Annotated in this window: 12 protein-coding genes; 4 read left to right on the forward strand and 8 right to left on the reverse strand. The window is 37.1% G+C overall.

Annotation, left to right across the window (positions count from 1 at the left end):
• Positions 1 to 416 precede the first annotated feature (416 nt).
• The 7 genes from ACJRPK_RS01505 to ACJRPK_RS01535 all read right to left on the reverse strand — a co-directional run bounded on the left by ACJRPK_RS01505 (position 417) and on the right by ACJRPK_RS01535 (position 7,886).
• Entirely contained in the window at positions 417 to 1,070 is a 654-nt protein-coding gene (locus ACJRPK_RS01505) for a CoA transferase subunit B (RefSeq protein ID WP_407138111.1), read from the reverse strand.
• Positions 1,071 to 1,114: 44 nt separating this feature from the next.
• A complete protein-coding gene (locus ACJRPK_RS01510; RefSeq protein ID WP_407138112.1) occupies positions 1,115 to 1,756 on the reverse strand; it encodes a peroxiredoxin in 642 nt (213 codons plus the stop codon).
• A gap of 66 nt (positions 1,757 to 1,822) precedes the next feature.
• Entirely contained in the window at positions 1,823 to 2,521 is a 699-nt protein-coding gene (locus tag ACJRPK_RS01515) for a CoA transferase subunit A (protein ID WP_407138113.1), read from the reverse strand.
• Between the two features lie 87 nt (positions 2,522 to 2,608).
• A complete protein-coding gene (locus ACJRPK_RS01520; RefSeq protein WP_407138114.1) occupies positions 2,609 to 4,942 on the reverse strand; it encodes a penicillin-binding protein 1A in 2,334 nt (777 codons plus the stop codon).
• 3 nt (positions 4,943 to 4,945) lie between these two features.
• Entirely contained in the window at positions 4,946 to 5,434 is a 489-nt protein-coding gene (locus ACJRPK_RS01525) for a gliding motility lipoprotein GldH (protein WP_148781851.1), read from the reverse strand.
• Positions 5,421 to 6,704, reverse strand: coding sequence for a stage 0 sporulation family protein (locus ACJRPK_RS01530; protein WP_407138115.1), 1,284 nt, complete (start codon positions 6,702 to 6,704; stop codon positions 5,421 to 5,423). Before ACJRPK_RS01530 ends, ACJRPK_RS01525 begins: the two co-directional genes overlap by 14 nt.
• A gap of 150 nt (positions 6,705 to 6,854) precedes the next feature.
• Entirely contained in the window at positions 6,855 to 7,886 is a 1,032-nt protein-coding gene (locus ACJRPK_RS01535; RefSeq protein WP_407138116.1) for a rhodanese-related sulfurtransferase, read from the reverse strand.
• Positions 7,887 to 8,360: 474 nt separating this feature from the next.
• On the opposite strand from ACJRPK_RS01535, the gene recA reads away from it, so the two are divergent.
• The 4 genes from recA to ACJRPK_RS01555 all read left to right on the forward strand — a co-directional run bounded on the left by recA (position 8,361) and on the right by ACJRPK_RS01555 (position 12,021).
• Entirely contained in the window at positions 8,361 to 9,368 is a 1,008-nt protein-coding gene (recA, locus tag ACJRPK_RS01540; protein ID WP_407138117.1) for a recombinase RecA, read from the forward strand.
• A 161-nt stretch (positions 9,369 to 9,529) separates the two neighbouring features.
• Positions 9,530 to 9,967, forward strand: a complete 438-nt coding sequence (locus tag ACJRPK_RS01545; RefSeq protein WP_407138118.1) for a hypothetical protein — start codon at positions 9,530 to 9,532, stop codon at positions 9,965 to 9,967.
• A 15-nt stretch (positions 9,968 to 9,982) separates the two neighbouring features.
• On the forward strand, positions 9,983 to 10,534 hold the full coding sequence (locus ACJRPK_RS01550) for an RNA polymerase sigma factor (protein ID WP_407138119.1): 552 nt from the start codon (positions 9,983 to 9,985) through the stop codon (positions 10,532 to 10,534).
• Positions 10,531 to 12,021, forward strand: a complete 1,491-nt coding sequence (locus ACJRPK_RS01555; protein ID WP_407138120.1) for an outer membrane beta-barrel protein — start codon at positions 10,531 to 10,533, stop codon at positions 12,019 to 12,021. Before ACJRPK_RS01550 ends, ACJRPK_RS01555 begins: the two co-directional genes overlap by 4 nt.
• On the opposite strand, the gene ACJRPK_RS01560 is transcribed toward ACJRPK_RS01555, so the two are convergent.
• Positions 12,011 to 12,754 (reverse strand): lysophospholipid acyltransferase family protein, encoded by a 744-nt coding sequence (locus ACJRPK_RS01560; protein WP_407138121.1) that lies wholly within the window; start codon positions 12,752 to 12,754, stop codon positions 12,011 to 12,013. The two genes, ACJRPK_RS01555 and ACJRPK_RS01560, sit on opposite strands and share 11 nt — an antisense overlap.
• Positions 12,755 to 12,805 lie beyond the last annotated feature (51 nt).

The raw sequence follows: 12,805 nt of genomic DNA on the forward strand, positions 1-12,805 counted from the left end.
AGGTTTATCTTATTGCAACTTGGGGTAGATGCAACTAATTAACAACAAAAATTACATTAATAAAAAAACCTTTTTTGCTAAATACATACAGTTTGAAATCAATTCGATAGTAGGTTTTACGGATTGCTGTATACGGTTAAATTTATTTTTCATGTCGGTTAAAATAACGTGGTTAAACTTCTTTACTTTTTTTAAAAAATTGGTTTTCCTATTTTTGGATTACTAAGATGCAAAAAAAAGTAAAATCCCACGTTCAAAGACAATTATATTCGACAAAAAACACAAAACTTTAACATTTATCCCTAAAATATCCGAATAGCGGTTGAAGTAAACCTTCAAGTAATGTCTGTAACTACTATAAGGGCCAGAATATTCCTACAAATATTCTGGCCCTTATATTTTATAAATAATTGTCGTTATATATTCATTTCTGGTATTTCCCCTTCAATTATTAAATTTCCTTCTGTCGCATCCTCAATTTCTCCTACTGTGACCCCAGGTGCACGCTCTAGTAATTTAAAACCATTTTCTGTAACTTCTAGTAATGCAAGATTAGTAACTATTCGTTTAACACATCTTACGCCTGTAAGCGGCAAACTACATGTTTTCAAAAGTTTAGATTCCCCGGCACGGTTGGTATGCATCATAGCGACAATAATATTCTCGGCACTTGCTACGAGATCCATCGCACCACCCATACCTTTAACCATCTTACCGGGAATTTTCCAGTTGGCAATATCCCCGGTCTCAGAAACTTCCATCGCTCCCAAAATCGTTAAATCTACATGTTGACCCCTGATCATCCCAAAACTGGTTGCAGAATCAAAAAAAGATGCTCCTGGCAGGGTAGTAATTGTTTGCTTACCTGCGTTAATAATATCCGCATCCTCTTCCCCTTCAAAAGGAAATGGACCCATTCCTAAAACTCCGTTTTCACTTTGAAACTCAACACCTATCCCTTCAGGCACATAATTTGCAACCAAGGTAGGTATACCAATACCTAAATTGACATAGTACCCATCTTGTAATTCTTTGGCAATTCGCTTTGCTATTCCGTTTTTATCTAACATGTGTATGCTTTTAAAATAATGCTTTGAATCAATAAACCTTAGTTCTACTTCTCATCTGGATGAGGGGTCATTCGCAAATAAGAACGAATTTCTGTATGTCCTTTAGGAAACAATGTAGGAATTTCTTCATTGGTGACAGCTGGAGAAATCACACAGTCTTCACCATGATTCCAGTTTGCAGGGGTCGCCACTTTATAGTTCGCTGTTAATTGAAGTGAATCAATAACCCTCAATAGCTCATCAAAATTACGCCCTGTAGATGCAGGATATGTTATTGTTAATTTAATCTTTTTATCCGGTCCAATGACAAAAACAGAACGCACAGTTAGCATGTCGTCAGCCTTTGGGTGAATCATATCGTATAAAGTTGATACTTCTTTATTCTCATCTGCAATTATCGGAAAATTAACTTCTGTGTGTTGTGTGTCGTTGATATCTTTAATCCAACCATGATGAGATTCAATACCATCAACACTCAATGCAACTACCTTTACATTCCTTTTCTTAAAGTCTTGAGCATATTTGGCCACTGTGCCAAGCTCTGTAGTACAAACTGGGGTATAATCGGCGGGATGAGAAAATAAAATTCCCCAACTATCTCCCAACCATTCGTGAAAATTAATTTCTCCTTCTGTTGTGTTTGCTGTAAAATTCGGAGCCTCATCTCCTAGTCGTAATACTGCCATAATTTGTGTGATTTATGTTGACATACTCAATATGTGTAATTATATTGAGAATACTTATTTAATATATTATCTTTTTCGAACTGTTCTTTGTTCTATTCTCTTTTCGTAACGCTCTCCCTGAAAAATACGTTGCACAAAAATCCCCGGAATGTGAATTGCATTTGGATCCAATTCCCCGGCAGGAACCAACTCTTCCACCTCAGCAACCGTAATCTTAGCCGCTCCGCACATGCACGGATTAAAATTACGAGCCGTTCCTTTAAAAATTAAATTTCCGGCTTCGTCTCCTTTCCATGCTTTAACGAAAGCAAAATCAGCTTTGAATGCTTCTTCAAGAATATACATCTTTCCATTAAATTCCCGGGTTTCTTTTCCATCGGCCACCTCGGTTCCATAACCCGCAGGTGTATAAAACGCAGGGAAACCACCTTGAGCAGCACGACAACGCTCTGCCAATGTGCCTTGCGGTATAAGCTCTACATCAAGTTCGCCGCTCAACATTTGTCTCTCAAACTCCTCATTCTCTCCAACATAAGAGGAGATCATTTTTTTGATTTGCTTTTTTTGGAGTAATAATCCGAGACCAAAATCATCAACCCCTGCATTATTAGAAATACAGGTTAACTCCTTAATGTTGAGTCTGACCAATTCTTTGATTGCGTTTTCCGGGATTCCGCAGAGTCCGAACCCCCCCAACATTAGTGTCATAGTATCGGTAACGCCTGATAAAGCATCAGAAACATTGTCTACCGTTTTTTGAATCATATCGTTTTAATTTTTGCACTTTAAAAGTACTAAAATTAAAACGATATGCACAACTTTATCTATTGATTAAGCCCTCTTTACATGAGACTAAAATCCAAATTCATCTTCTAACGCTTCTTCCTGCTTTTGACTAGATTTATATGCTTCACAATCCACTGCGATAGAGAGGTTTTCAGGTCTTTCAAAAGCCTCTGTAGACACATTTAACGTTTTATCGGCATAGCATTTTTTCATAAACAATCCCCAGATAGGCAATGCCATCGTAGCACCCTGTCCGAATGTTACTGTTTCAAAATGGGTAGCACGATCATCTCCACCTACCCAAACACCTGTACATAGGTTAGGAACCATTCCCATAAACCAACCATCACTCTGGTTTTGCGTAGTTCCTGTCTTACCTGCTATTGGATTTGTAAATTCATAAGGATATCCGGTTACTACGTTTTTATAATCATACCGTGTCCTTGATTTTGTTCGCAAACGCACACCGGATCCGGACTGCGTAACACCTTCCATAAGATTAACAGTTACATATGCAGCTTCCTTACTGATAACGTCTTTAGTTTCTGGAACAAACTGGTACAGTACTGTTCCGTTTTTATCCTCAATACTTGTGATCATTACGGGCTTGGTGTAGATTCCCTGATTTGCAAAGGTGCTATATGCACCTACCATTTCTGATAGTTTTAAATCTACAGAACCCAACGCTATAGAGGCAACGGGTAAAATATTAGATTGGATCCCCATTTTTTCGGCAAGCCTAACTATAGGTGCCGGACCAATACGATCCATCAAACGGGCCGAAATAGTATTAACGGATCCTGCAAGGGCCGCTTTAAGGCTTAAATACCCTGAATACTCCCCGCCACTATTTTTGGGCGTCCAATCATTCTCTACCACGCCGTGAGAGCCCACTGGTATAGTGATCTGAGAAACCGGGAGCGTATCACAAGGTGATAGTTTTAGTTGATCAATCGCAGTTGCATATACAAAAGGTTTAAAAGTGGAACCAACTTGTCTTGCCCCCTGATACACATGATCGTATTGAAAATGTTTATAGTTAATACCTCCAACCCAGGCTTTAACCTGACCTGTTTGTGGCTCCATAGACATCAACCCGCTTCGCAAGAATTGCTTATAATACAAAATCGAATCTTTGGGTGTCATGATAGTATCAATTTCTCCTTTCCAAGAAAAAACTTTCATTTCGGTTTTCTTATCAAATGAAGCTACTATTTCTTCTTCACTCTTTCCCTGCGCTTTCATTTTAGCCCTTCTTGCAGAAGTACGTATAGCTCTTTTTATAATGGAACTTACTTCCTGTTTCGTTAAGTCACGAAACGGGGAAGTCTTATTCTCTTTTTCCTGTTTATCAAATTCTTTTTGAAGATTTGCCATATGCTCTTGAGTAGCTTCTTCGGCATACTTCTGCATACGAGAATCGATAGTTACATTGATCTGCAAACCATCACGATAAATATCAAAAAACTCTTGCTCTCCATCCTCATTTTTGCCTTTTGGATTAGCCTTTACCCAGTCTGCCATCCAACTACGCACATACTCTCTAAAATAGGTTGCCGTTCCATCAGAATGTCCTTCTGGTGAATAGTCCAGTTTTAGTGGTAAAGCTTGTAAACTATCTTTTTTGGTCGCTGTGATAAAGTCGTACTTTTCCATTTGAGCCAGAACTACATCCCTGCGCTCTCTAACCATTTCAGGTCTTCTCAATGGATTAAACAGAGAAGAGTTTTTGAGCATTCCAACTAGGACAGCCGCTTCCTGAATTTCTAATTCTTTTGGATTTTTACCAAAGTAAATTCGTGAAGCAGAACTAATACCGATGGCTTGATTTAAGAAATCATACTTATTCAAATACATAGTAATGATTTCATCTTTAGTATACTGTCTCTCTAATCTGGTAGCAATCACCCATTCCTGTATTTTTTGCGTATAGCGCTCAAATTTATTGCGGGATCCACCTGTAAACAACTGCTTTGCTAGCTGTTGAGAAATGGTGCTGGCTCCTCCTTTTGTTCCCAAGAAGAACAGCGCTCTAAGCGTACCCCTTGCATCAATACCAGAGTGTTCATAATACCTAGCATCCTCTGTAGCTATAAGCGCTTCAACTAAAAATTCTGGTAAATCCTCGTACTTAACAGGCGTACGATTTTCCTTGAAAAAAGTACCGATTTGCTTACCATCTGACGAAATAATTTGCGTTGCTAGATCGTTTTGAGGGTTCTCAAGTTCAGCAAATTTTGGCATTTCACCAAAAACACCCATACTTGCTAACAAAAAAACGATAGCTATAAGCAGGATACCACTTGCAAAAGTGATCCAAAACCACTTTATATATTTTAAATTTGGATTGGAAGCAGGTTTTTTGGTAGTCTTTTTTGATTTAGGTGTTGCTTTTGCCATATGTTAAGGATTTTTTACATGCTCTATTCTTAAACCCACATCGGTTACGCCTTCAAGAGCATGTACCCCATGGATTTCACCATTCTTTCGCATCGCATGTTGCAGGGAAATTTTGTATTCCCCTTTTTCAATAAATTTTACTTTCTCTTTGTACCACAGTTTATTCTCTTTGAGATCAGTAAACCCAGTGCCCATCCAAGTACCGTCAGGATAAGCCATTTCATATTCTAAGGTGTCTGACACTACTTTCCCGTTCGGAAATTTTATTTGGCCTATCAAAAACAAATTGCTAAAAGGGTACTCATTCGTATTACGCACATTAATAAACAAGTCATACGACTGTACTGAATCAAGCTGAGGAATTGAAAATTCTATATATTCATCTTGTTCCCATGCACCATTGACCGTTGTGTACTCATCAAATACTTGTTCTGTATCACATGATGCTAGAATGAAGAAAAATAAAAATGGTATATACTTAAGATTTTTCATTCTTATTTGATTGAGAATTGCGCTTTTGATCAGGTTTTGGACCTTTTTTTCTAGACGGCTTTCTTTTGGCTCTTTGATTAGAATTTGCTGTGGTGGTTTCTTTTTTATTGGATGCCGTAGAACCTTCTCTAGGCTTACGCTTAGTATTCCGGCTTTTACGTTTTTTCTTTGTTCGCTTGGGTTGATCAAATCTTGTTAAGCTATCTTGACCTACAACGTTTCCAAAATCGTTTTTAGTATCATCCAGTAATTCTAAAGCATAATCTTCTAGACTTTGTACCTTTTGATCCTTTTTATTTAATTCTATAATCTCATTAGCATCTTCTGTAGATATCTTATGCCAATTCATCCATTCGCCTTCGTAAGCATACCACAAATGACCCTTAAAAATATCTATTTTTTGACAAACAGCCGTTCCTTTTTCTGTTCTTAGTTTTACCTCAGTTTTAGGAAAGCTTTTTAAAGCGTCTATATAAGAATCAAGTTCGTAGTTTAAACAACACTTTAGCTTTCCACATTGTCCGGCTAGCTTTTGCGGATTTAGCGATAACTGTTGATACCTTGCTGCACTCGTGTTTACAGATCTAAAATCCGTAAGCCAGGTTGAACAACACAATTCTCGCCCACAGGAACCAATCCCACCAAGTCTTGCAGCTTCTTGTCTAAACCCGACTTGTCGCATCTCGATCCTCGTACTAAATTCGTGTGCGAATTCTTTAATCAGTTGTCTGAAATCTACACGATCCTCTGCCGTATAATAAAACGTAGCTTTGGATCCATCACCTTGGAATTCTATGTCAGAAATCTTCATTTGCAGCTTGAGTCGAATCGCTATCTCACGAGCTCTGACCTTCATACTATCTTCACGATCTCTCGCCGTCTGCCATATATCGATATCTTTTTGTGAAGCTTTTCTGTAGATTTTTTTAACTTCTTCGCTATCTACGGAAACCTTTTTCTTTTTCATTTGAACGCGCACTAGTTCTCCAGTTAGTGTTACTACACCAACATCATGCCCCGGAGAGGCTTCTGTCGCAACGACATCTCCTATACTAAGCGTTAAATTTTCCTGATTATTGAAAAAAGCTTTCCTACCGTTTTTGAAACGTACTTCTACTATTTGAAAAGGTGCCACACCACTGGGAAGTGTCATGTTGGCTAACCAATCAAAAACTGTTAATTTATTGCAACCATCGGTACCACATGTACCGTTATTCTTACATCCCTTTGGTTGTCCGTCTTTACCGGAGGAACAACTACTACACCCCATATTGCTCTACTATATTGAAATTTGTCCATGATCCTCATCACAACAAATATGGTTCTTATTCATATAGAAATTCTTACAATTTCTATGATCTCAATTGATAAAGATACTATGAAATATCTAATCGACCACAGGATACTAAAAAAAATAGAATCACTGCTTATATTTCAGCACTTCAGACCTTCCTTTTTTGAAGATTTTATTGCTGTTTCCTTTGCCTTTACGCAACGCTTTTTGTTCCTCGTACGGCAAACTATTTATCTCTTTACATGCTGTAGAACAACATATATCCATCGCTTCTGCACATTTTTCACATTGTATAAACAGCAAATGGCATGCTTCGTTTGCACAATTTACATGTGTATCACAAACTGCACCGCACTGATGACAATTCGCTATCACATCCTCTGTTATTTTTTCTGCACGACGATGATCAAATACAAAGTTTTTACCCTTAAATTTATTTTCAAGTCCTTTTTCATTTACTTGACGGGTATATTCTATGATCCCTCCTTCCAACTGAAAAACATTTTTAAAGCCTTTATGCTTATAATACGCACTAGCTTTTTCACAACGAATTCCGCCAGTACAATACATCACCAGCTTCTTATCCTCTTTGTGATCTTTAAGATCTTCTTCAATAATATCTAAGGAATCTCTGAAAGTATCTACATCGGGGGTGACAGCACCTTTAAAGTGGCCGATTTCGCTCTCATAATGATTACGCATATCTACCAAAACGGTGTCAGGGTCCTCAATTAGCTCATTAAATTTAAAAGCATCTACATGAACACCCTTATTGGTTACATCAAAGGTATCATCTGCTAAACCATCGGCTACAATTTTATTCCTAATCTTCACTTTTAATTTTAGAAAAGATTTTGCCTCATGTTCGATAGCGATATTAAGTCGGATATTTTCAAAAAAACTAATACTGTCTAGATGTTCTTTGAATGCATCGAAATTGGGCGCGGGCACAGAAAGTTGAGCGTTCACCCCCTCGGTAGCCACATAAATACGACCGAGTACTTCCAGTTTATCCCAATTAATAAACAAATGATTCCTGAAAATTTCAGTATTCCGAATATGCGCATAGGTGTAAAAAGAAAGCGTAAGCCGCTCAGTTCCGGCTTGATCAATTAAGGCTGCTCTTTCTTTTGCGCTTAATTTGTTGTACAGTTGCATGCTATACCTTCATTTTAAGTTAAAGAAAAATTTATGCAAAAATACAAAAATTGACGAGTGTCCCGGTTTTTATTTTTTAGAACCTTTATTTATATAAAATTAGAGCATAAAAAAGCCACGAAATATTAGTTTCGTGGCTTTTTTGGGCTAATTCGTTATTTAATAGTTTATTACTAAAATATTAGAATAACGAAGCTAGCCTCCTTCGACTATACAATTACTGATTTTAGTAGTTGTACAGCCATCCAGCGTATGAGTTACCACACTTTTAAGAAATTTCATCTTACATCCTCCTTCCTCATAAATTGTTCATGTTGCTTTTCAGTTAGATGCAGCTTTTAAAAAATCGTTGCGTCAACCTATCAAAAAAATATTTCTGTTGATAAAAAGCATTTCATATATCTGAATTTAAACTCCTCATACAAAAAACTTATAGTACCTTAGCATAATCATTATAAAAAGAGAGACAGCACAATGAGTACGGAAAAAGATGCTAAATTAAAGGCGCTAAAACTAACGTTAGACAAGCTAGATAAGGCATATGGCAAAGGAACGGTAATGAAAATGGGCGATAGTGCCGTTCAGGAAGTAGATGTAATTTCAACAGGATCCCTTGGATTGGATCTCGCCATGGGCGTGGGTGGCTACCCACGAGGCAGAGTCGTAGAAATCTACGGACCCGAATCATCCGGTAAAACAACACTTACATTGCATGCAATTGCACAGGCCCAAAAAGCAGGTGGTATCGCTGCATTTATAGATGCAGAACACGCATTTGATCGTTTTTATGCGGAAAAGCTGGGTGTGAATATTGACGATTTAATCATCTCACAACCCGACCATGGGGAGCAAGCTTTAGAAATTGCTGACAATCTTATTCGATCGGGAGCTATTGACATTATTGTTATTGACTCGGTTGCTGCCTTAACTCCTAAAAGTGAAATTGAAGGTGAAATGGGGGATTCTAAGATGGGTCTGCACGCACGTTTAATGTCACAGGCACTAAGAAAACTAACAAGTTCGATTAGTAAAACGAATTGTACCGTAATATTCATCAATCAATTGCGTGAAAAGATTGGGGTTATGTTTGGAAATCCTGAAACCACAACTGGTGGGAATGCACTAAAGTTTTATGCTTCCGTACGTTTAGATATTCGAAGATCCACTCAAATTAAGGATAGCAATAGTGCTGTGATGGGGAACAAGACCAGAGTAAAAGTGGTTAAAAACAAAGTAGCTCCTCCGTTTAGAACAGCTGAATTTGATATCATGTATGGTGAAGGAATTTCGAAAAACGGGGAAATTATAGATATCGGCGTTGATTATGAGATAATCAAGAAAAGTGGTTCATGGTTTAGCTATCAAGACACAAAATTAGGTCAAGGTAGAGATGCTGTTAAGAATCTACTTAATGACAATCCTGATCTTATGGAAGAATTAGAAGCTAAAATAAAAGAGGCTATTAAAATAGCTAACGAATAAATAGGTAGCTGTACCAAGACCCTCAAAAGTTTTATACGTTTTGACCGAAAAGACTCCAAATCATGGGGTCTTTTTGATTTTAAGAAAACTTTAGTCCTTCATCACGCAACCTAAAACCTACGCCGTCATCTACTTATCAACAACATTATACCCCGAACATTATGAAAACGTTATTCATACTACCACTAATCATACTCTGTATTAGTTTTACAAGTTGTCTGGATGATGATGATGCAGTTAACTTTTTTTATGAAGGACTACCTATAGCCACTGCTGAGCTCCCCGAAGAACTTGTTAAAGATTCAACGTATACAATTAAAGTTTCGTACTTTAGACCGACTTCATGCCATATTTTTGAAGGTTTTGACTATCAAAAAAACAGAAATGAAAGAACTATTTCTGCAATAGCTTTAGTAAGTGAAGCAACTACTTGTGAAACTTATGAGGAGCCAAGGGAAGAAGAAACCTCTTTCAAATTTCTGGTAGGTAACGAATCAAGCTATATCTTCAAGTTTTGGCAAGGTAGAGCAACAGATGGATCTTCTAAATTTTTAATAGTAGAAGTTCCTACGGCTGAAGCTAAGGTGAGAATTAACTAAAATCGTATACTATAAGTGAGTTTAGAGCAACTCATAGAACAATGTAAAAAAAGAGACAATAAAGCTCAAGAACAGCTCTATCGTCTTTTTGCCAGTAAACTATTTTCTGTGTGTTTAAAGTATTCTGATAATCAAGCAAATGCTGAAGACACGCTCCAAGATGCGTTTATTACCATATTTAAAAAAATTGATCAATTTAAAAATAAAGGTTCGTTTGAAGGCTGGCTAAAACGGATTGTAGTAAATACGGCGCTACAAAAATATAGAAACCAAAAGGTTTTTGAAATTTTTAATGAAGAGCAACTAGAAGATCCATATATAGATCTTGATGATGAATCAATATCGTTAGAGTATCTACTAAAGATTATACAACAATTACCACATCGCTATCGTTTGGTTTTTAACTTATACGTCTTAGATGGATATTCGCATAAAGAGATTGCAGATTTGCTTAATATTTCACAAGGTACATCCAAATCTAATTTGGCACGTGCCCGTTATATATTAAAGGAAAAAATAGAACACCAAAATGAAACACAAGTACAATCGATTGAAGGAAGCAGATGAAAGATAAGAAACATATAGATCGCTTATTCCAGGAAAAATTCAAGGATTTTGACGTTAGTCCCAATGCTCAGGTATGGGAACGAATTCAAGCATCTCAAAAAGAAGACCGTAAACCACTTATCTTACCGTTTTGGTATCGTATTGCTGGTGTCGCAAGTGTGGTTCTTCTACTTAGCACTATAGCCATATTTTGGCTGAATCCCTTTGGATCTCAGACGAATCTTATCGTCGACACTCCTGAACAAGACAGAAACGCTGCTCCTGTTATTGTGGATACTACTGCTAAACCTGAAAATCCCGAAATTGAAATAACCAAAGCGATAGTTGCTGACAGAAAAAATATCACTTCCAAATCGGAAAATAATCAACAGGTGGTAAAGACCGATAAAGTTAACTCAAACACCACAACATCTCAAAACAGCTTAGCAGTAGAAGAAAAAACTGATAGGCATCCTTTAAATTCCAATAGACACACACTAAATAATCCTGTCCTGGCCGAATCAGATACTATTAATTTTAATGAGGAAACAGCGCGTATTGCTACTTCATCACAAAAAGACTCGAAGAAAGAGGCCATCACACTCACTGATAAAAAATCAAAAGTGTCAATGCCTGATGCTGTTTTAGACACGCTTGACACTACTGCAATCTCAGAAAACTCAAAGGAAGTTCCCGAAGCACTGCCCACTAACGAAAACTCTAATAAAAAATCACTTTTTGATGCTATCAAATCTGGTGTAGAAACTGAAGTTGCTGAAAATGATACACGACAAAAAAGATGGAACGTTACCCCTAATATCGCCCCGGTATATTACAGTTCAATTGGAAACGGGTCCTCAATTGATCCCCAGTTTAAGGACAATAATAAAGATGGTCAAGTGAATATGAGTTATGGTATTCAAATTGCCTATGCCGTAAATAAAAGAATTAAAGTGCGCTCCGGTGTGAATAAAGTTGATTTGAGCTACAATACTGAAGGTATTGGTTTTGGACCTTCAATTGTTGGACGAGAACTACAGAGTGTTAATTATAATACAGTTGCAGATGAAATAGAGATCACAGATTTCAAATCTCCTAAACCGGTCGCATTAGATGTCAATGGTGAATTTATCAATAAAAAGCAAAACGTAGGCTTTCTAAACCAACGACTGAATTACATTGAGGTTCCTTTAGAGATTGAATATGCATTAATTTCAAAAAAGATCGCAGTACAAATGATCGGAGGGTTAAGCACACTTTTCTTAAACGGTAATGAAATCTCGGTTCAGTCCGGTGATTCTGAAAGCTCAATAGGTACAGCAAATAATCTGAACCCGGTGAGTTTTAGTGGAAATATTGGTGTGGGCTTGGATTACAATCTATCCAACCGTTTTCAAATAAATGTAGAACCGATATTCAAATATCAGCTCAATGCCTTCAGTAAAAATGATGGGAATTTTAAACCCTATTATTTTGGAGTGTACACAGGTATTAACTTTAAATTCTAATTGAATCTAATAAGCTTTGCAGAATAACCTCCCTGCACTGTATTTTTAAAGATCTTTTATCTTCTTGCGTCAAACCGACCGTTGTAATCATGGGATGTAATACAGCTCTCATTTTACCCGGACTTCCGCTTAGAAAAGTATAGGAAAAACGTTTCTTATTGTCTAAAAAGCTCAAGGGCACAATCGGAATCTGATAATCAATCGCCAACCTGAAAGCTCCGTCCTTAAATTCATCCAACACTATAGATTCGTCATCCGGCACCCCTCCCTCGGGAAAAATACAAATGCTGATCCCGGTATCTAACCGTTTTTTTGCTTCTTTGAACACTTGTGTTTTACTTCGTTGACTGTTACGATCAACCAATATACAGGTACGTCTATAGAAAAAACCAAAGATTGGTATTTTGGTTAATTCCTGTTTACCAACAAATACAAACGGGTTTTTTACACAGTACAACATAAGCATTATATCAGCCATAGACGTATGATTGGCTATAAACATATAACTGCTATTATAATCTACGTTGCCCTTTCGCTTTACTTTGGGTAGAAATCCACTACCGTATAAAACAATGGTCGCCCAAAACCTCGCTAAAACGAAGAATTGTGGATACCAACGCTCTTTTGAGGTTAATAACAATAATACAGGAAAAAGTATAAGAATAGGCAGCGCCATAAGCACATAAAACCAGACGCGCCATAGAACGATCAAAAGCTTTTTTAATATTGACATAGCGTCAAAAATACATAATTGGCTTGAGCTATCTGAACAAAAAAATTACCT

The organism is Aquimarina sp. 2-A2 (genome assembly GCF_045505135.1).
GTDB classification, from domain to species: Bacteria; Bacteroidota; Bacteroidia; order Flavobacteriales; family Flavobacteriaceae; genus Aquimarina; species Aquimarina intermedia.